This window comes from Solitalea lacus (genome assembly GCF_022014595.1).
Classification (GTDB): Bacteria; Bacteroidota; Bacteroidia; order Sphingobacteriales; family Sphingobacteriaceae; genus Solitalea; species Solitalea lacus.
Window position 1 is genome coordinate 3,384,881 of sequence record NZ_CP091740.1, and the last position, 21,808, is coordinate 3,406,688.

The window sequence follows — 21,808 nt, forward strand, 5'->3', positions numbered from 1 at the left end:
AGCATGGAGGCAAATCTGGATTTCATCCCTACCTACTTAAAGCAAATATGCCTTTGTCGACACTCCCTTTTCCCTAAATGCCATTAAACATAATATCATTATTTGTTTCTGCGTCTTATTAACAAAACAGATCCAAAACTCAATAATGCTCCGGGTAATAGGTAAATCCAAATCAATTTCACTATGGAAAGTCCATTATCCGTTAAGTTAAGCTTGGTATCCTTACTTCCTGGTATCGAGGTATCAATCGGGTATTCTCCTTGGCTCAACCAACCAAACGTAGCCAGGGCAAAACCAAAGTTGTTGGTTATCGCTCCATCGAGCTTTCGAACATTTGATACTTCTGAATTGCTCATAAAATCCGCATCACTTGATACCATGATTCGTTGCTCTTTACCGTTTATTTTCCGAGAAAGTGCCAAGGCTGTAGGAAATGAACCTTTCTCATCGCCATCAGTAGCAACAAAGGCAACATCATTTTTTCCCTGTGGCTCATTTACTGAGTTGCCGATACTGGCAGTCAATTGAATATCTTTATCCAGTTCAGCTTTTTTAAGCCAGCCCTTTTTGATATTGGTTGTCAGCAATGGTTCAATTGTAAAAATTCCTTCTTTATACCTTAATCCGGTTGCCCCATTCATGATAACCTTAGCACTATCATATACGCTCTTGGCAATTGTGTTCGAAAATTTAATTGCGTTTTTAGTAAAATCGGCCAATATCAGTTCCGGTGCCAAATTAGTTCCCGGTTGCACAAGCAAACCATCTGTTAATTCCACGCCTAATGGCTTCAACACAGGGTTCAATACCTCCTGTTTACCCGGTTCACCGGCAATCAGCAGATTCCCTCCTCTATCAATATATTCACGGATATTTTCAAGAGCTTGGGAAGAAAAACTTACACGCGGGTCTGCAATTACAAGTACAGATATATAGGATGGTATCTTTTGGTTTGAAGAAACCGTTTCCACATCGAATCCCTGGTTGATAAGCGAATGCCTGAATGAACCTTTACTGGTTAAATATCCATATTCTTTATCCCCTTCGCGGTTATCAGAACTACGCTCCTGTTGACCTTGTAAAAAACCAACTTTTGGAAACTTATCTTCTCCCAGCCGTTTAAGAGCTGCCAACGTTTCTGTTTCAGATGGAAAAGTCTGCATGTCATCGTAAATCCTTAAAAAAGTACTTTTGCCATCGCATTTTATTTGCATCACATATCTATTCTCCTCAGATCTTAAATCAATGACTTTTCTTATTTCCTCAGGCGTTTTAAAATCGCTTAAGTTAACCTTATTTGCCCTGGCATTTTTTTCAGCAAATGCTTTAATTGTTGTGCCCTTGGGTTCATATTTAAACCGTGAGTATGCCCCAAAAGTGGTATCATAATAATATACGTAGTTCAGTTTAATATCAGGTTTGAATCTTATATAATTCTGCCACCTGCCAAGGTCTCTCATCCTTTCACTTGGGTGCCCCACTCCGAAATAAGCATCATTGAGGTTGATATAACTTGTCACCTCAACGGTCCCCTCCTTCATTTTTCCAATAATGGCTTGCCCATTGAGTGAAAGTGTATTCCTGTCATTCCGGGTAGTATCAAAATAACCTATTAAAGTTGGCCTTGATGATACATATGTCATTGTGATCACAATAACGAATGCACCTATGTATCTTCCTACTCTTACAACCACAGGCTTCGATTCTCTTGTTGCAAGCAACTTGAAATAACTAAAACATAAAAACAAGGAAATAATAAGCAGGAAATACAAAATATCATTCGTCATAACCATACCCCCGATCATACTTGCTGCACGTCCTGTAAAAGAAAGATAGTAAGTAAGCTCCCTGACAAAATCTAAATTCTGTCCTATTTTATCGATATATCCAAGCATTGCAAACACTACAAATGTGCCCGTAGCAGCAACAATCTGGTGATTGGTAAGGCAGGACATGAACAGTCCAATAGCAGAATAAGCACAAAGCAGCAAAAAAATACCCAATAAACCTGATAAAATCTGCCCATAATCGGCAAACGGAATAGTGGCTATAGCAGTGGCTCCAAAGCAGGCAAGTATAAAAACCAGCACAAAACTGAAGATAGCCATGGCCGTAAACTTACCCAGAATAATGTCCCTGATTTTTAAAGGCGAAGAGTATAACAATTTAATAGTTCCACTACTGGTTTCGCGGCTCATAAGCCCCATAGTTAACAATGGAAGATAGAAATATAGCTTACCAGCCATATATGAAAACAGTCCTTCTGCGGTTCTGCCAAAAGAAAAAATACCACTAGTTAAAGAATGCGTTGAACTACCATTAGTAATTTGAGCAGAAACATAGGCCTCCATAATTTCTGCATACCGTATTCCACACTGAATCACGAAGATGATTAGTATAAGCCATGCTATTGGAGAATAAAACATTGTACTTAGCTCTATTCTCGCTATTCTTATAATCTTTTTCACTTATTTTCTTTTAAGGTTCGTATCTAATTCTTTCTATGGTTTGACAAATGGGCAAATACTTCAGTGAGCGAAGTTTTTTCCAGGTTTATCTCCCTTAAGCGCCATTTATTATGCACACAGGTCTCAATAATTCTTTCAGAGATCTCTGTGTTTCCGTTAAAGAAGAGTCTTATCTGTTTTTCCGTAAGAAATTCTGCAGAACTCACTCCTTCAATAGCCAATAATTCTTCCGATTTTGGCGGATTTTCCATAGTCATCAATATACTGTGAGGCTCTATATAGTTATTGAATGCATCCATAGTATCTGCAAATACAATTCTTCCATGTTCAATCATTCGGATGTTATGACATAACAGCTGCACTTCAGATAACACATGAGAAGAAAGAATAACAGCACGTTCTGAAGCCAGATCCTTAATTAAGGCTCTCAATTCTATTACTTGGTTAGGATCCAATCCGGTATTAGGTTCATCCAGCACCACTAACTTGGGAAGGTGTATAATTGATTGAGCAATGCTTACCCGCTGGCGGTATCCACCGGATAAATTACTTAGCAGTCTATTCCTAAAATGAGGTATCTTACAACGTTCCATCGCATCGTTAACCGCCTTTTTAATATTGCCCTTTTCAATAAGTCGAAGATGTGCGCAATGCGTAAGGTATTCTTCCACCGTTAGATCAAGATAAAGCGGTGGGTATTGTGGCATAAAACCAATTAATCTCTTGGCCTCTTCTGGATTTTCCCGCATATCAATTCCATCAATGACCACTTTTCCTTCCGTTGGATTCAATGCACCGCAAAGTATGTTCATCGTGGTGGACTTGCCTGCTCCATTGGAACCAAGCAGTCCTACAATTCCTTTGGAATCAATCTCCAGGTTAATATCCCTGATGGCCCAATTCTCAGTATATTTATGAGATAGACCTTCAATTTTAACTAATGGATTATGCATATTTCTGTTATTTTAAAAAAAAGATAGCAAGGGGCTGTGTAAAAACACAGCCCAAGCATTTTAACTATATAAAAATTAAAGGAGTTTCTCTATTAATATCCAGGATTTTGCACAAGAGTAGAATTAGTATTCAACTCAGACAATGCAACTGGGTATAATGCATCTTCTGGCTGCCACTTTGCTGATTTCATTCCTCCTAATACGGTATTGGCAGTACCGCTTCGTTTTAAGTCAAACCAGCGGTTTCCTCGTTCACAAAAAAGCTCAATCCGTCGTTCTTGCATTATTGCATTTAATAAACTTTCCTGTGTTTCCGGATTAATAGTTGGCAGGCCGGCACGAGTACGTACCTGATTGAGGTAAACCAAAGCATCTGTCAATTTACCCTGGTGGGCAAGCGCTTCTGCCAATATTAAATATTGCTCCGACAACCTGAACAACATATAATCCTCGCGCGGTGTGGTTCCAGCATCAAGGTTTTTGTACTTAAACGGATAGTAATAGGTATTCCCATTCAATGTAAATGCTTTTAACCATTTTGTCTTTCTCAGATCGTTAGGCTCAAAAGCATTTATTAATGTTTGGGTTAGATAATACGTTGGAATCACACCGAACCTAATAGGATAAAATGCAAATGTATACGCCTCGGCTGTTTGTTGATAATTACCTCCAACTGTTGGCAACTGCCAGATGGCTTCGGTATTAGTAAAAGTACTGCTCGTGCCTAAAAAAACTTTATCAGGATCAGTTACCAGACTGTATACTCCCGAATTGGATACTTCTTTTGCCATTTTTTCCGCCTCAACCCAGTTTTGCTGATATAAATAAACTTTCGCCAGCAAAGCGGTTGCTGTGTAAAGATTAGGTCTTGCACGCCCAGCTGATGGATAGGTTGCTTTTAATACATTCCGGGCCTCCTTAAGATCAGCAATGATCAGCTGATAAACCTCATTCTCCGACGCACGCGGAAGTCTGGCGTTAGCGGCATATTCTGTCGTTGTAACAATTGGCACACCACCATACAGATTAACCAAGTTAAAATAATAAAGGGCACGTGCCACCTTTATTTCACCTATAAACCTGTCCTTGAGTTCTTTGCGAACCCCATTGCTTTTAGTGATCCCTTCAATGCATGCATTTATTCTGTATATTCCTTCATAGCCTGTTCTCCAAAAAGCTGATACAGTAGAATTTTCCGGTCTGAGGCCATTGTCTTCAAATTGCTTAACATACGAACCAGGTGAACTTGCTGAAAGTTCATCCGAAGAAAGTGCTGGATATATAGTGAGGTACTCGCCATTTATTCCTCCCATACCCGTATAATTATAATATCCAAAATTGGCATAAACACCATCTATTGCAGCAACGATTGTGGTACTGTCAGAAAAAGCAACTTCTGACTCAATCTTATCTATGGGAGCTGGTATTTCGATCCATTTTTTGCAAGAAAAGCACGATAAACAAACCAAAATGGCAACCACATAGAGTTTACTATTTTTTATTAGAAGAATATTTTTCATGATTTTTTTTTAAAAGGTTAATGAAGTACCGAAAGCAACAGTCCGTTGAGGTGGAATCCCATACAAATTCCCGTTCATTTCAGGATCTCCTAATTTATATCCTGTAATTGTTAACAGGTTCTGGGCATTCACATACACACGTAAATTCTGAACCTTTACTTTTTCAAGCCAAGAGCCCCTGAATGCGTAAGACAATGACACATTCTTTAATCTGATATAGGAAGCATCTCCAAAGGCCGCAGTAGAATTTCGGAAATAATAAGCAGAACCTCCATTATTGCCCAATCTTTGCAAGTCTGCATTCTTATCACCAGGTTTCTGCCAACGGTTAAGGTCGAGCAAGGCTGCAGGTTTATTTGCATTAGTTAAAGGGTAATCCTCTGTAACAAGATTATACAAGTGATTATACCCCATCTGTTTTACAAACTGGAATAAAAAAGACAAATCAAAACCTTTATAAGTAAAACTATTTGAAAATCCACCAGTGAACTTTGGTTGAAGATCCACCATAGCCACTTTATCGTCAGGGTTTGCGGGATTAGAGGTTGGAGTTTTCCCATCGGCCTTATAATACTCAAAAACACCGGTTGTTTCATTTACTCCTTTATATTGAAATACCTTCATTGTACTGGTGGAGCGACCAATCGTATAAGTATCCTTGTACGAAGAGTTTGCAAGATTGTTGTACTCAATCAGTTTATTTCGATTGACAGAAACATTGAGGGATGATCTCCATGAAAAGTCTTTGCTCCTCACATTTTCTGACGAAATTAAAATCTCCCAACCTTTATTTTCTACAGTTGCATCAAGGTTTTGGAACACAGAAGACATACCAACTTGCGATGGTAACGGGGTCCATGTTAGCTGGTTGCTGGTTCTGTTTTGGTACCAAGAAAGATTCAGGTTTATCCGGTTATCAAGAGCAGCAAATTCTGATGTAATATTCCACATTTTCTTAAGCCCCCAGCTAAAATCCGGGTTATAAAGTTTATTGGGTTGATAAGGAGTTACCCCCTGGAAAACGACATTGGTATTTCTTGTCCAATAGTCCTGGAAGAGGTAAGGACCTATACCATCAGAACCCACTGTACCATAGTTAGCTGAAACTTTTGCAAAATTGATAAAGGGTACTGCTTTCTTAAAGAATGCTTCCTCTGAGAATATCCAACCTAAACCTGCTGAACCAAAATTACCAAACTGTCGGTTAGGTCCAAAATTGCTGGAACCATCTCTTCTACCGGTAATGTTAATAATATACTTATCATCATAAACATAATTCACTCTTCCAAATGCTGCAATATACTTGTAAGGAGAAATACTATTGTTAAGATAGGTTTGGTTCTTATCTCCTCCATTTGGTGAATTTATAAACGCATCATTTGCATAGTTATATGCTTGTATACCATTTACAGAATTAATTTGATTCTTATAGGTACCTCCAAGCAATACGGTCAAATTTCCTTTGGAGATTTTTTTCCGATATTCAGCTTGTGGCTCTACATTCAATGTTTGATTTATATCATCATTAAACATAGCATTCGAAGAGCTAGCTTGTGATGGCGGATAAGAACTTCTGGGGGCTTGCATAGTTCGGTCTGAATAAAAATAACTATAACCCAAATTAGTGCTAATATTCAATCCGGGTAATAGCTTGTAAGCAAGCCTTAATGAGCTGTTAAGACCTTTATTTACAATCTCTGAACGTGTAAGTAACTGCGCTTGCATCTGATAAGGACTAAAGTCTTTTCCTTTGTAATTCCACACAAGGCTACCATCAGAATTTAACATGTCTGGCAGATTGGGCGGCAGAAGTAAAGCTTTAGTAAATTCAGCAGTAGCCGACTTATCTGTATTGTAGGAAAAATCAGTACCAAAATCCACAGAAATCTTACTGTTAGCAGGATTGTAACTAAAACCGGAATGAATGCTAACCCTTTCATTCTTGAAATCGCCAGGGAAATTGTAAGTAGCCTTCGTTAATCCGGTGGATATAAGATAGGTAACATCTGCATTTCCTCCGGATAGACTTGCATTTACCGTCTTATTAATTGCCGTTCCGCCATAAAATTTTTGGAACCAGTTCGTGTATTTTGTAGAATCAAAAGCAGACAACTCTTGATAAGGAGTGAAATTGGTAACGCCGTCATTCTTCAGGGCTTCCTTCCTTAAGGAAAGATATTGCTGGGTATTTAGCATTTCAACAACTCTTGTTGCCTTTTCCGGAGCTGTGAAAGCATCAATTTTCAGACTCGGTTTGCCTGCTTTTCCTTTTTTTGTAGTAATTAGTATTACCCCATTCAACCCTTGCGACCCATATATAGAAGTAGCATCAGCATCTTTAAGGGCAGTTATGCTTTCGATATCTGCAGGGTTCAGGCTGTTCAATGGACTTACGCCGTTTCCACCTAATTTTGTACTCCCTAAACTATTATTCTGTGGTGCGAACGGAATGCCATCGATAAGAATCAAGGGCTGATCAAACGGATTAATACCACCAGCATAAGATGCACTTTGGATAGTATTTTGGCCCCTCAACTGAAGTTTTTGCTGTGCACCCGGAGCACCTCCTGATGTGCTTACAATAAGACCTGGCATCAGGCCTTGCATCATCAGTGCGACATTCATCACAGGTTGTTTTTCTATTTCCGAGGATTTTAGTGTGCTGACACTTCCAATTTGAAATCGTTTTGCTGCTGTTCCATAAGCTATTGTCACCACTTCATTCAGTTGCATCGATTCCTCTTCCATAACGATGTTCATGGTAGTACTTTTGCCTACAGTTACCTCTTTCTTCTTAAAACCTATAAAAGAAAAAACCAAAACATCATTTTGATTCGCACTTAGTGAAAAGCCCCCATTTACGTTTGTTTGAGTGCCTTTAGTGCTACCTTTTATCTGTACGTTTACTCCTGGAAGCGGCAAGCCAGCTTTGTCAATAATAGTTCCGTTGATGATTTCATCATTTAAATTGTCGCTTTTCTGTTTCCCACTTTTCGCCTTTTCAGTAACGACAATAGTTTTATTTGCTATTGCATAGGCAACCGGCTGATTTTTAAATACTTCATCAAGAGCATCTTTTAAAGAAAGATTTTTAATAGATACCGTTACAGGATTTGCTTTAGCAACTTGGCCCTGATTGTAAAAAAATTTGTACCCTGATTGTTTACTTACTGATTCAAGTACGCTTTCTAAAGAAGCATTTGCGCTATTAAGCGTAATAGCCTGAGAATAAACACTTTCACTAATTAATAATGCTAAAACAATAATTAACCCTGAAGTTAATTTGCTTAAACTTGATTTAGCCTTAATTGGAATTAGGCGTGAAGATTTTTTAAATAGTAATTTTAACTGCATAGATTTGCGAATAGATTGAAAATTGTAAAAATGATCTCTTAACGGTTGTTATGCATTTTAATCTGCATTCAGCCGGAAGCAGTGCGAATGCTTCTGGCTTTTTTTTGGTCTATTATTGATATACTGTTATTGTTTTTCCCTCCGCTTTAAATTTGATACCACTTAATTCAAGTACTTTTAACACTTCTGATAGATTTTCATTCCTAAATGTACTACCACCAAAGCTGTATTTATCGAAATTACCCTGATACTTAACTTCGATTGAATACCATCGCTCTAGTTGGCGCATTATGGTTTTTAAATCATTATTTTGAAAGTTGAATTCACCCTTTTTCCAGGCTATTTGGCCCTCAGCATCCACATTTTTCACTTGTATATCATTACTAAATACTGCTTGCTGGTTAGGCTGAAGTACAACTTGTTTATTATTTCCAGAAACCCTTACCCTACCTTCAAGTAAAGTAGTTTTGATATTGGCTTCATCGCCATAAGCATTAATATTAAAATGTGTACCCAGTACTTCCACCTCCTGATTATTGGTCGTTACCACAAAAGGATGTTTTTTATCCTTAGCTACTTCAAAATAGGCCTCGCCGGTAAGTTCAACTTTACGTGTTTTAAGAGAAGCAAAGCTTACAGGATATTTAAGCGATGAGGCTGCGTTCAGAGTTACATTTGTACCATCAGGCAAACGAACGCTATAGGTTTCTCCTCTTGCAGTCGAAAGTGTATTTAATTCATTTGAAGAAGAAGCGATATCCTTAACCTCGTATACAATCTGACCATCAGCCGTTTTAGATATACTTATACCTGCTTCTTTTGCCAACTCGCCTTTTACCGCATCTGACAAAATAATTTTTTTGCCATTAGTCAATATTAATGTTGCTGTGTTTTTACCAGGAGCAATATCATTTGCATAGAGGGAGGGCTGAGGCTGTTCAAAGGGTTGTTTCAGGTTATTAAAATATATGTAACCTCCAACTGTAACAGCTAAAGCAATGGCAGCAGCTACCGAAATACGAGGCCATAATCTAATCGTGCGAACATTTGACTGGTTATTCTGCTTTATATGTGATTTTACATTTGCATAGATCACATCCAAGCGCAGATCAACATCAGGTAAATCAGAATCAAGTATTTCCTCCTGGCTTAACTCGGCTAATATGAGTTGCTTTAAAACAGCTTCATCTTCTGAAACTTTGAAGTGTTTCAGTAGTACCAATATCTCCTGCTCCGAACAACGATCTTCCAGGTACTTATTAAATAATGAATATAATGATTGTTCCATTTTCTATGTAATTGATAGCTAATACACTGCTAATCAAAAAAACAATGAGTCCAATTGTAAAAAAATTACAATTATTTAATAATCACCTAATATTCAGCTAAATAAATTTTCATTTAATCTGATTTTTTATATGTTTGCACACGAGAAAAGATAAAACGAAGTTGAAGATTCTGGAAGACGACATACTACAGCAATTGCTTATCAAGCTAAAAGAAGGCGATGAGTCTGCCTTTACTGCTTTGTATAAAGCTTATAGTAAGCCTCTGTACTTGCGTATTTTAAGAATGGTAAAAAATGCTGAAGATGCAGAAGAGTTGTTACAAGAACTTTTCATTAAATTATGGAATAACCGTGAAACGATTGATTTAGAAAAATCTTTTCAATCTTACATGTATACCATTGCCCAAAACCTTGTTTATAACTTTTTCCGAAAGGTAGCGAATGACCAAACGCTAATAAATTCCTTAGTAGCGAACACGATGGATTATTGCCTGGATGCTCAAGAGCTGCTTGAAAACAAGGAAAAATCGTTACTGTTGCAGCGCGCCATCGATCAGCTAACAACACAACAAAAACGGGTATTCCAGCTCTGCAAAATTGAGGATAAAAGCTATGCAGAGACTGCAGAATTGTTGGGCATTTCTATTGCTACAGTAAATAGCCATATGACCAAATCATTACAGTCTATTAAGGATTTTGTCCTTGAGCATCGGAATGTTTTGGCATTACTATTTACAATTTATTTGGTACATGGGAACAATAATTCCACTGCCGTTTCTTCTACTTCTTTTGAACACTTACACATCGTGAAGAAAGGTATGTAGCCCTCGGCCGGCAATATGGCCAGCCATCAGATCATCATATTAGAGGATAAACCGAAAAGATCTTATCTGAAAACAATTTGGGTATACGCTTGCTACAAGCATTTTGACTTACAGCGCAGAAGACATACTACTTGATTCTTCCACCAAATCAATCTATTTTAGCCACGGGTTGATTATAAAGCCAAAGTTTTCTTTGCGCCGATAGGCAATCCTAGAAACGTTTGCGGCAGCATTTCTGCCTTTATTACTTAAACCAATGTCAGCGAAGCATGATTTTTTCGCACTTATCTAAGATGAACAAAGAAAATCCAAACGAAAATATTTTAAATACGAAAAAACATTTTGAGATTCTTGATGGATTAAGAGGTATTGCCGCGCTGGCTGTTGTCATTTTCCACTTTATGGAATGGGTTTTCACCGATGTCAACAAAAACTTTATTGGTCATGGTTTTTTAGCCGTTGATTTCTTCTTCTGCTTATCCGGATTTGTAATAGGATATGCCTATGATAACCGTATCCGGAATTTGGGAGTGAAGGAGTTTTTCAAGTTAAGACTGATAAGATTACACCCTTTAGTGATCTTGGGTACTGCATTGGGTTTATTGGGCTTTCTTTTTGATCCCTTCGCAACAAGCATAGCTTATGACACAGGCAAACTTGTTTTGTTATTTGTCTGCTCGCTTCTTCTTATTCCGCTTCCCCTGATGGAAGAACGTTTTTATAACCTCTTTGCCTTCAATGCACCATCCTGGTCACTTTTTTGGGAATATGTTGCCAATCTATTTTATGCTTTTGTCCTTTATAAGGTGGGCCGTCGCTCCTTGGCACTATTGACTTTGCTGGCTGCCGTTGGTATTTGTATAGTTAGTTACCGGGCAGGAAACCTTCTGGGCGGATGGTCAAAAGATAACTTTTTAGATGGAGGAGCCCGTGTTGCTTATTCCTTTTTAGCAGGGCTCTTTCTTTACCGTTCGAATTGGATTATTAAAAACAAGCTTGGGTTTATAGGCCTTGCCATATTGTTGTTTTTAGCCTTTATTATGCCCGGATCTAAGTGGAACTGGCTGACGGAGCCGCTAGTTGTACTCTTCTATTTTCCACTGATCGTTTCTCTCGGAGCCGGCTCGAGCCTGTCGCCTCAATGGAAAAAAATTTGTCGGTTTTCCGGCAACATATCCTACCCTCTTTACATGACGCATTATGCAGTCATATGGATTTTTGGAAATTATTATACAAATGAAAAGCCGCCAATTGGGGCACTACCCTATATTATCATACCGGGAATCATTTTAATAGTCGTCATTGCCTATTTCGCAATGGTATTCTATGATATACCAGTCAGGAGATACCTGGCAAAAAAAACCGTCAGAACGCAAAGCCCGAAAACGTTAGCGAATACCATTGATAACAGTGCAGACTCAGTACGACGTTCATAATTAAAGGAAATAAACTTAACGAAATTGCTTAATAACCCACTGCAATTGCAGGTATTGGCAATATCCAATACCTGCAATTGCAACATTGAATTCAACAATGTTTCTCCGGCTGTTCCTGCTTTAATCTCATCATTTCCCGCCTCCTCCAAATCATATCGTCTGCAACAACATAGAGTTATAACTTGATATTAAGTTTTATTTCTTAAATTAGGTTGACTCTACTTTCTATAAGATCTTCCGCCGAATTACTAAGAACCGAAAATCCCAAAGAGTAGGACTTACAAAAAATAAATACATATGTCAAACACTGTATCATTACACAGAGTGCTTAAAGCAACTCCTGAAAAACTTTATCGAGCCTTTACAGACAGTAACGCTATTGCATCTTGGCTTCCACCTTATGGATTTTTATGTGTTGTTCATAATATGGAAGTGAAAGTAGGCGGTCGTTATAAAATGTCCTTTATCAATTTCTCCACCGGAAACGGACATTCCTTTGGCGGAGAATTTATGGAACTCAAAACCAATGAGTTCATCAAATACACAGATCAATTTGACGATCCTAACTTGCCTGGAGTAATGATGACCTCGATCTGGCTCACGAAGGTTTCTTGCGGCACGGAGCTTAAAATCGTTCAGGAAGGCATTCCTTCTTTAATTCCTGTAGAAATGTGTTATTTAGGCTGGCAGGAGTCACTGGATAAATTGACAAAATTAGTTGAACCTGTAATTCCGGATGCATAATTTTTTCTTGAAGACAAAAACCATCTCGGTATTGTCAGGGTAAAATATAAACAAAAGGCTTTTAGATTGCTCTAAAAGCCTTTTCATTCAAGGGTCATTCGTAATACATATGAGAACATATAACACCCCATAACCAGACAAAATCACCATCTTCTATTATATTTGATTTGTAATCAAAAACTACATCTACAACAAAAATGTATTATAGCGTTCATCATCAAACTGAAGCCTTATTTTTATTTGAAAAGCATGCGATTTAAGAAAATATTCTACCTAAATATATTGTGCTGGTTGGTTTTGTCGACTATATCTAAGACTAATGCTCAGCAATCTAAACCCGATAGTAATACGGTTAAGAAGCTGCTCGATTCTGCCTATGCATTAGAAAGCAGGGATAAAACAACCGCATTAATTGTTTATCGGAAAGCATACGAAATAAGCCTGCAATTGAATTACATTTTAGGGCAGGCAAGAGCGCTGCATTACAGTGGGATTGTTTATTCGGATAGAAGCCAATATCAACAGGCCTTGGCAATGTATCGCAAATCATTAAACTTATATCACAAAATAAGGTATCCTTTTGGAGAAGGAGCCTGTTACACTAACATAGGAAATGTTTATCAGTTCCAAAGTAAGTTAGATAGTGCTTTATCATATTATCAACTGGCCCTTAATGTTTTCAAGAGATTTTCGCAATTAGATGCATTATCACAAGCAAATAGCAACGTTGGTGCAATATTTCAACAAATGCAGCAATTTGAAAAAGCTTATTCCTACCATTTGCAAGCTGTTAATTATGCCGAACATGGGAATGACTCAACAGTCTTATGCAACTCATTAATCAATTTAGGAACTGTTTTAAATGATTTAAAAAAAACTGAACAATCCTTTGCAATACAAAAGAAAGCATTGCATATAGCAAAGTTGATTGATAATTATTATTGTCTTCAGGTTACCAATATTAACATCTCAGATTATTATAAAACCCAAAAGGAATACGAGAAAGCTATTGAATATGGTTTAAAAAGTCTTCAGTATGCCTTAAAACAAACCACTCCTTTTGATATTGCTGATATAAAAAAACGGGTAGGCGACTTATATTTATTAACTGGTAAATATAATACTGCAAAGAACTACTATATCGATGCACTAAACCTTTCTCGTTCGTTAAAAACAACTGAGATTTCGGGCAATATTTACAGTTCATTAACTAAATTGTATGCTGCTATTGGCAATTATAAACAGGCTTACAATTGTTATGTTTTAGCACAGCAATACAAAGACAGTGTTTTAGGCGAAAAACAGATTAAAACTATAAATGAACTCGAAATTAAGTACCAAACCGCGCAAAAAGACCAGCAACTTACGCAAAAACAACTTCAGATAGCTCAGAAAGACTTAGCCATAAAGCAAAAAACACGTTTGTTAATGGTACCTATTGCCGGGATTGTACTTATCCTAATAATTTCATCTTTCATTTTCACTAATTATCGCAACAAGATAATGCTGCAGAATCAAAACCTTCAATTACTGGAGAAGGAAAAAGAGATAAACAGTTTGGAGGCAATGATAAGAGGCGAGGAAAAAGAACGCAATCGCATTGCTAAGGAATTACACGATGGCGTTGGAGGTTTGCTTTCTGCAACAAAAATGCACTTCAGCGTGCTTAAAGCAAAAAGTTTGGAACTGCAAAATGACAAGAGTTTTGAACATGCCCTAAGCTTATTGGATGAATCGGCGAGCGAAATACGCAAAACGGCTCATAATTTAATGCCTGAATTATTGGTAACACACGGACTTGTTGTGGCACTAGCGAATTTTTGTAAACGAATCAACAGTGCTGCTATCAGTGTAGAATTTGTTACGCTTGGTGATGTACCCAAGTTTAAGCAAGGTTTTGAGCTTTCGGTTTATCGCATTGTGCAGGAATTAGTCAATAATGTGATCAAACATTCAGGAGCAAGCGAAGCTATTGTTCAGATTAGCTGCCATGATCATTTATTGACCATGACCGTTGAAGATAATGGAAAAGGTTTTGATTATAATGATGAGATCAAAAACGGAATGGGGCTCTCAAGCCTGCATTCAAGAGTCGAATCATTTAATGGCAACATGAAGGTTGAGTCAGAAGAAAAACATGGCACCAGTATCTATCTTGAGTTTGATATTCAAAAATTAACTGTATTAGCCAATTCACAATCAGTACAAGTATAATATTGTAAAAAGGCTTTTAGATTCCTCTAAAAGCCTTTTCTTATAAAATCTTGTAAAGTCCCTATTTCGTCTTGTGCAGTAACACCCTGAGATTTAACGACAGGTTTCCATCTGTATAACGTCTAGTATCTTTCGTTTCAGATGTATAAAATGCCATTATTTTAAAGCGCGACCATGCATCTATCCCTAAACCCACTGTGTAGTTTGATGAGCTATGATAAATAGTCTGAATTGAAGCTAAATTATTGGCACAACGAGCTTCTAATCCAAAATCCCAAAGGTCGCTATTACCTTTGATTTGAGTATAACACAACTTTGGCTCTACACTGTTAAACTCTTTACCAAAATTAAATTTATACGAAGCCGAAGTAAAAAGCGTAGGACGATCCACTGTATGATATACCTCTTTAACAATATAGTTCCGAATGGTTGGTAGAGAAGCTTGTACATTCAATCCTTTAACTGTATATGCTAGCCCGAAATCACCATCAACATATGACCCTCTGGAGTTATAGTCCAACAGCGACGGATCTTCCTGATCACCATCTACATCACTTAAGGGTAAGCTATTATTAACCACGGCGGCTGAAATACCAAAACTCAACCGCTGTCCCTCAGCTACAGGCAAGTGGTAGGCATATGATAGGGCTACACGGGTTTGATTCAGCAGGCCGGCTTTTTGATTAAACACATTTAAGCCCAAACCTACCCTTTTCCCTAAATAATAGTCTGCACTTAACAGCGAATTAACGGGAGCGCCAGGCATATCATCGTATTGTTTATTATACGACAACATAATATTCAAACTGGAATCAGCTCCAGCCATTGCCGCATTACCCAGGTATTGATTAAAGAAATATTGAGCTGGAACTAAGCTCCTTTGTGCCATTACCGGCAAGGTAATACCTAATGACAACAGCATTGTCATTAGGTAAATACACTTTTTATATTTTATATTTTTCATATTGTATTCTCGTTGAGTTAAACCAAATGTTAGTCGCGAACTACTGTAATGTAACCCTTATACAGTTTTGACCCATTACCCAAGTCAATGATGTAGTAATAAGTACCTTCTTGCAATGGTTGGCCGTTAAAGGATCCATCCCATTCATTAAGGTAACCTGTCTTGGTGTAGATAATTCGGCCTGCCTTATCAAAAATTTTCACCAGGTTGTTTGGATAGCTTTCGATGTTGCGAACCAACCATTTATCGTTACGGCCGTCAGCATTAGGAGTAATTACATTGGTTGCCTTTAACACAAAATCTTCTACTACTTCTACCGTATAGGTTTGTTCAGTATAACAACCATTTTCATTGTAGCCTCTAACCACATAGGTAGTAGTTTGCATTGGTCTTACTGTTAAAACAGAAGTACTTTTGCCATTTTGAATACCAGGAGCTTCTTGCCATTCAAAAACTGAAGCATTTCCCTGAGCTTTCAACTCAACAAAATCTCCCTTAGAAATGCGCTGAGGCTTGTTACTACTAATACTTAACTGAGGTAAAGCGTTAATTGTTAAACCTCCATTTACATAAACGAATGTGTAATTGTTGGATGCAGCACCTGCAGGGGTTAAGATATAATTACCAGCTACTGAAGTTGAATTAGCAACAGTATTAACAGTTGGTTTGGTTTGCAAGTTACTCTCTCCATCCCCATTCTTAAACCCGTTATAGTTTACTGTTAAATTCGGCAAAGTGCCTTGACAGGTTTGTTTGTTATCGGCAGTAATGGTTAATACCGCTTTCGTAATTGTCAAATCCGCCGATTGGAAATTCAATGAATAATTGTTTCCAGCTGATAAGGTACCTTTATTGATAGCATAGACACCTACATTATTTCCTGTTGTACGGCTTAAACTTCCGGTTAATACATCACCGTTAATCAACCCGGTTTCCTGATAAGTCAAGTCTGGATCTGCCTGGCCGTAAACTTTCGATTGTGCACTGGCCGTTACCGTTACTGCTTTAGGAGTAATGGTAAGGTTGGCACCTGTATAAGTCAGGGTATAGTTAGCATTTGCTAGCGTATTCTGGTTGATCTGATAGGTGCCTACAGTATTTCCTGCGTCACGACTCAAGCTGCCGGTTAATACATCGCCATTTATTAATCCTGTTGCTACATAGGTTAATCCTGGATCTACATCTCCGTATACTTTCGTTTGTGCATTGGCCGTTACCGTTACTATTTTCGGAGTAATAATAAGGTTGGCCCCGTTATAAGTCAGGGTATAGTTAGCATTTGCTAGCGTATTCTGGTTAATCCGATAGGTACCTACAGTATTTCCTGAGTTACGACTCAAGCTGCCGGTTAACACATCACCATTTATTAACCCTGCTGTCACATAGGTTAATCCTGGATCTGCATCTCCGTATACCTTGGCTTTAGCATCTGCTGTTACCGTTACCGCTTTCGGGGTAATGGCAAGGTTGGCACTTGTATAAGTCAGGGCATAGTTAGCATTTGCTAGCGTATTCTGCTTGATCTGATAGGTGCCTACAGTATTTCCTGCGTCACGACTCAAGTTGCCGGTTAATGCATCCCCATTTATTAATCCTGTTGCCACATAGGTTAATCCTGGATCAACATCTCCGTATACCTTGCTTTTAGCATCTGCTGTTACCGTTACCGCTTTCGGGGTAATGGTTAGGTTGGCACCGGTATAAGTCAGGACATAGTTAGCATTTGCTAGCGTATTCTGGTTGATCTGATAGGTACCTACAGTATTTCCTGCGTCACGGCTCAAGCTGCCAGTTAATACTTCGCCATTTATTAACCCTGTTGCCACATAGGTTAATCCTGGATCAACATCTCCGTATACTTTCGTTTGTGCACTGGCTGTTACCGATACCGCTTTCGGAGTAATGGTAAGATTGGCACCGGTATAAGTCAGGGTATAGTTAGCATTTGCTAGCGTATTCTGCTTGATCTGATAGGTGCCTACAGTATTTCCTGCGTCACGACTCAAGCTGCCGGTTAATGCATCCCCATTTATTAATCCTGTTGCCACATAGGTTAATCCTGGATCAACATCTCCGTATACCTTGCTTTTAGCATCTGCTGTTACCGTTACCTGTTTGGGAGTAATCGTTCCAGTTGTGGTTGCAGTAGTCGTTGTTAAGTTATAGTAATCCTTTTCCGTACCTGATAACACAAAGTTATTGGCAATGACTGCCTTACTGTTTCCAGCATCTTTATTATCAAATTGAGCGATACCATTTATGGTTACATTGTCAGCTCCTATTATACCATTTAGCTGGTAGTTTGATGCATTAAGGACAATTGAAGTGTTTCCATCATATTGTTTGATAATTAAAGGAGAATTATTTAAGGTAACCGATATATCTTTTTGACTTACAGTAAGGGTTGCAGAAATTGAAGCCGAAGTATAGTTTCCATTTGCCGATTGTGTGGCGGTGATAGTAATTACGCCTGGTTTAAGTATCGATATTGAATTTCCACTTACACTTGCTACTGTTGCATCACTGCTTACATAAGTAAATGAACCAGCACTATTAGATGTTGGAGCTGTTATCGTAAAGCTCGGGTCTCCATAAGTTTTGTTCATTGCCGAAAAACCCGTCAAAGCTGCTGGCTGTAAAATATTAAATGTTTGGGTTAGCGTACAAGAGTTATCATCTGTAATTGTACATGTATAAGTACCTGCAGTTAAGCCCGATGCAGTTGATCCGGCACCACCACTTGGCGACCAAGAATAAGTATAAGTTCCTGTTCCTCCACTTACAGAAACGGTTGCAGAACCATCGTTTCCTCCTGCTGTACTTACATTAGTTTGTGTTGGTGTAGCATTTAATGCTGCTGGCTGGTTAATAGTAAAACTTTGCGTTGTTTGACAAAGGTTGGCGTCTTTAACCGTAACAGTATAGGTTCCGGCTGCCAGCCCTAAGGCTGTGGCTCCTGTACCTCCTGAAGGTGCCCAACTATATGTATATGTTCCCGTTCCTCCACTTACGTTTACTGTAGCTGAACCGTTAGATCCTCCGTTACAGCTTACATTAGTCTGTGAGCCGGTTGTTGCTAACAAAGCCACAGGCTGTGTTATTGTAAAGCTTTTGGTTATAGAACAGCCGTTTGAAGATGTTATTAGTACACTGTAATTTCCGGCTGCAAGATTTGATGCTGTATTTGCCGTGCCTCCTGATGGTGACCATACATAGGTAAATGGACCAGGTACTCCTGAAGGAACTACCGTAGCCGAGCCTGTGCTTGCGCCGTTACACAATACATTGGTTTGTGCAGTGGAAGCAACAAGTGTATTAGCTGTAGTGATAGTAAAATTTTTAGTTACTGTACAACCATTAGCATCTGTAATCAGACAGCTGTAGTTTCCTGCTGCAAGATTGGTAACACTTTGTGTTATTTCTCCACCAGGAGACCATAAATAAGAATAAGAACCTACACCGCCAAATGGAGTTACGCTTGCCTGCCCCGGTGTTGAACAGGTAGCATTCACTTGAGCAGTAGTAGCATTTAGTGCTGCAGGTTGATTGATAGTAAAGTTTAGGGTAATGGTACATCCTTTAGCATCTGTTATCAAACAGCTGTAGTTTCCTACCGCAAGCCCTGATGCTGTTGCTCCGGTACCACCCGATGGCGACCATAAATACGTATATGGAGAGGTTCCTCCGGAAACAGTTACCGTTGCCGATCCTGTTGCTCCTCCGTTACATAAAACATCGGTTTTAGATGTTGTGGCAGAAAGCAATAAAGGCTGGGTTATGGTAAAACTATGTGTTGTCTGGCAAAGATTTGCATCTTTAACCGTTACAGTATAGGTTCCGGCTGGAAGGCCTGAAGCAGTAGCTCCAGTACCACCCAATGGTGACCATAAATAAGTATAAGTTCCAGTACCACCAGTTACGTTTACTGTAGCCGATCCGTTAGAACCCCCATTGCAGCTTACATTGGTTTGAGCACCAAATGATGCTACAAGAGCATTAGGCTGAGTTATTGTAAAGCTTTGTGTAGTCTGGCAACTGTTAGCATCGGTTACTGTTACAGTATAAGTTCCTGCTGCAAGGCCTGAAGCAGTAGCTCCAGTACCACCTGAAGGTGCCCAACTATAAATATACGGCGTTGTACCTCCTGTTACATTCACAGTTGCAGAACCATTTGAACCGCTGTTACAGCTTACATTGTTTTGAGCACCAGCTGTTGCCACCAATGCTGTAGGCTGGTTAATAGTTACGTTAACCGTTCCAGTACAATTATTAGCATCTGTAATGGTAACCGAATAGCTCCCTGCTGTCAATCCTGTTCTGTCCTCAGTAAAGATACCGCCACCCCAGTTAAAAGTATATGGCGGTGTTCCACCCGTAGGTGTAAGGTTAATTGCTCCTGTGGCTCCGCCGTTACATGCAACATGAGTTATAACGGATGTTCCGCTGATGGCAGCCGGTTGATTGATTGTAAAGGCTCTTGTCGTTTGACAAGAATTGATATCGGTTACAGTAACGGTATATGTTCCAGCAGCTAATCCCGATGCAGTGGCCCCAGTGCCACCAGAAGGTGCCCATGAATAAGTGTATGGAGCCGTTCCGCCAGAAGCGACAACAGTTGCTGTTCCGTTTGATTCGCCGTTACAAGACACATCGGTTTTAGAACTAGTACCGCTAGTAGAAAGAACAGCTGCAGGTTGGGTGATTGTAAATGATTTTATAGCTTGACAACCAATATTATCGGTTACAGTTACGGAATATGTTCCAGCGGCTAATGCCGAAGCTGTTGCCCCGGTACCACCTGATGGCGCCCATGAATAAGTATAAGGAGCTGTCCCTCCAGAAGCTACCACAGTAGCACTTCCTGTCGAATATCCTCTACAAGCCACATTGGTTTGGGAAACTGGAGTAACAGTAATTAAATTTACTGTAAGTGTAGCATTATTGGAAGTCGCATCAGGAGAGGAAGAACCGGAAGCAATACATCTGTATTGATATGCGTTCATTGCACTTGTTGCTCCAGTAATAGTTAATATTGTTGTTAATACACCTGAATAAGGCGCCACATTACTTAAGTCGCTGAAAGAGGCTCCTCCATTAGTACTAACCTGCCATTTATAAGTTGTGGCATTAGACGCTGTAATCCCAAATGAAGTATTAGCTCCAGCACAGATTGTGCTGTTTGATGGTTGTCCTGTAATGGAAGGAGCTGGAGCAGCACTACTTATCGGAGTAGTAGAATATGAAGTTACGCCATTGGGGCTACTTGTATTTGTATAAAGTGTCCAGTTAGCAATATTAGCAACGGCTGCTTTGTACTGTGCAATGGTTAATCCCGTTCTTGGTCCATTATATTCGGCAGCTACGGCATTGCTTCCCAAAAACATATTTGCAGATGACAAATCAGAAGGAAGGTATGAGTTTACTGTTCCTGTAGTACCAGTAGATAACCATGTTGTATTTGCACCTGTACCTTGAAATGAAATACCATATAGCATTGTACCAGAAAGTGTTCCTAAAGTACTATTAGAAGTAGTATAACTGCCTTGGAAAGCAAATATCTGGTCTCCATTGTTTCCAAGAAGCATTGTGCTACCAGTTGCAATACTAACAGTTCCTAAATTGCTGTATGTTGTTGGTGTTGGCGTAGTGCCATCTGCTTCAATAATAATGATAGTTCCGGCAGCAATATTACTAGTTGCAGTCCAGGTAATGGTTTGTTCCATTTCCCTTATATTTCCTGCAGTATTTGAGTGTGAAGCGCTATTAAAACCATCATCTGTAAATTTTATTACAGTACCTGATGAGATATTAACCCAGCAGACAAATGAAAATCCATCTCTGTTTGTCAAGGCTGAGTTAAAGCCGGTAATTGATAGATCTCCAGGAGCCAATGTTGTTTGAGCCATTAAGCGACTGGAGCATAATGATAGGATTGGTATCAACAAGAGAAGTGATGTTTTTCTCAGATTTAAATTGATTTTTTTCTTAAAGCAGAGTTTCTTCATTATTAATTGATGTTTGCTGTTGGGTAGATATAGTAGAT

11 protein-coding genes are annotated in these 21,808 nt (G+C 38.8%); 4 read left to right on the plus strand and 7 right to left on the minus strand.

From position 1 onward, the window contains the following. Positions 1-98: 98 nt before the first annotated feature. The 5 genes from L2B55_RS14635 to L2B55_RS14655 all read right to left on the minus strand — a co-directional run bounded on the left by L2B55_RS14635 (position 99) and on the right by L2B55_RS14655 (position 9,583). Positions 99-2,468, minus strand: a complete 2,370-nt coding sequence (locus L2B55_RS14635) for a Gldg family protein (protein WP_237846894.1) — start codon at positions 2,466-2,468, stop codon at positions 99-101. Positions 2,469-2,491: 23 nt separating this feature from the next. Next, complete coding sequence (locus tag L2B55_RS14640) at positions 2,492-3,421, minus strand: ABC transporter ATP-binding protein (protein ID WP_237846895.1); 930 nt, start codon at positions 3,419-3,421, stop codon at positions 2,492-2,494. A 92-nt stretch (positions 3,422-3,513) separates the two neighbouring features. Continuing rightward, positions 3,514-4,941: a RagB/SusD family nutrient uptake outer membrane protein gene (locus L2B55_RS14645; RefSeq protein ID WP_237846896.1), complete on the minus strand. Its 1,428-nt coding sequence runs from the start codon at positions 4,939-4,941 to the stop codon at positions 3,514-3,516. A 9-nt stretch (positions 4,942-4,950) separates the two neighbouring features. Beyond that, positions 4,951-8,295 (minus strand): SusC/RagA family TonB-linked outer membrane protein, encoded by a 3,345-nt coding sequence (locus tag L2B55_RS14650; protein WP_237846897.1) that lies wholly within the window; start codon positions 8,293-8,295, stop codon positions 4,951-4,953. Positions 8,296-8,407: 112 nt separating this feature from the next. Further along, positions 8,408-9,583 (minus strand): FecR family protein, encoded by a 1,176-nt coding sequence (locus tag L2B55_RS14655; protein ID WP_237846898.1) that lies wholly within the window; start codon positions 9,581-9,583, stop codon positions 8,408-8,410. Positions 9,584-9,717: 134 nt separating this feature from the next. Between L2B55_RS14655 and L2B55_RS14660 the strand changes: the two genes are divergently transcribed. The 4 genes from L2B55_RS14660 (at position 9,718) to L2B55_RS14675 (ending at position 14,801) form a co-directional block, all read left to right on the plus strand. Further along, the gene (locus L2B55_RS14660; protein WP_237846899.1) at positions 9,718-10,407 is read left to right on the plus strand and encodes an RNA polymerase sigma factor; all 690 of its coding nucleotides are present in this window, start codon (positions 9,718-9,720) and stop codon (positions 10,405-10,407) included. 293 nt (positions 10,408-10,700) lie between these two features. After that, positions 10,701-11,843, plus strand: coding sequence for an acyltransferase family protein (locus L2B55_RS14665; protein ID WP_237846900.1), 1,143 nt, complete (start codon positions 10,701-10,703; stop codon positions 11,841-11,843). Positions 11,844-12,140: 297 nt separating this feature from the next. Continuing rightward, a complete protein-coding gene (locus L2B55_RS14670) occupies positions 12,141-12,587 on the plus strand; it encodes an SRPBCC family protein (RefSeq protein ID WP_237846902.1) in 447 nt (148 codons plus the stop codon). 249 nt (positions 12,588-12,836) lie between these two features. Continuing rightward, a complete protein-coding gene (locus L2B55_RS14675) occupies positions 12,837-14,801 on the plus strand; it encodes a tetratricopeptide repeat-containing sensor histidine kinase (RefSeq protein ID WP_237846903.1) in 1,965 nt (654 codons plus the stop codon). A 61-nt stretch (positions 14,802-14,862) separates the two neighbouring features. Here the strand turns inward: L2B55_RS14675 and L2B55_RS14680 are convergent, their stop codons facing one another. Next, positions 14,863-15,765, minus strand: coding sequence for a PorP/SprF family type IX secretion system membrane protein (locus L2B55_RS14680; protein WP_237846904.1), 903 nt, complete (start codon positions 15,763-15,765; stop codon positions 14,863-14,865). 29 nt (positions 15,766-15,794) lie between these two features. Next, complete coding sequence (locus tag L2B55_RS14685) at positions 15,795-21,770, minus strand: MBG domain-containing protein (RefSeq protein WP_237846905.1); 5,976 nt, start codon at positions 21,768-21,770, stop codon at positions 15,795-15,797. Positions 21,771-21,808 lie beyond the last annotated feature (38 nt).

Excerpts from the sequence above, each read along its gene's own strand:
- L2B55_RS14640 (WP_237846895.1), bottom strand. The coding sequence starts at position 3,421 with ATGCATAATCCATTAGTTAAAATTGAAGGTCTATCTCATAAATATACT.
- L2B55_RS14645 (WP_237846896.1), bottom strand. The coding sequence starts at position 4,941 with ATGAAAAATATTCTTCTAATAAAAAATAGTAAACTCTATGTGGTTGCC.
- L2B55_RS14650 (WP_237846897.1), bottom strand. The coding sequence starts at position 8,295 with ATGCAGTTAAAATTACTATTTAAAAAATCTTCACGCCTAATTCCAATT.
- L2B55_RS14655 (WP_237846898.1), bottom strand. The coding sequence starts at position 9,583 with ATGGAACAATCATTATATTCATTATTTAATAAGTACCTGGAAGATCGT.
- L2B55_RS14665 (WP_237846900.1), top strand. The coding sequence starts at position 10,701 with ATGAACAAAGAAAATCCAAACGAAAATATTTTAAATACGAAAAAACAT.
- L2B55_RS14670 (WP_237846902.1), top strand. The coding sequence starts at position 12,141 with ATGTCAAACACTGTATCATTACACAGAGTGCTTAAAGCAACTCCTGAA.
- L2B55_RS14675 (WP_237846903.1), top strand. The coding sequence starts at position 12,837 with ATGCGATTTAAGAAAATATTCTACCTAAATATATTGTGCTGGTTGGTT.
- L2B55_RS14680 (WP_237846904.1), bottom strand. The coding sequence starts at position 15,765 with ATGAAAAATATAAAATATAAAAAGTGTATTTACCTAATGACAATGCTG.
- L2B55_RS14685 (WP_237846905.1), bottom strand. The coding sequence starts at position 21,770 with ATGAAGAAACTCTGCTTTAAGAAAAAAATCAATTTAAATCTGAGAAAA.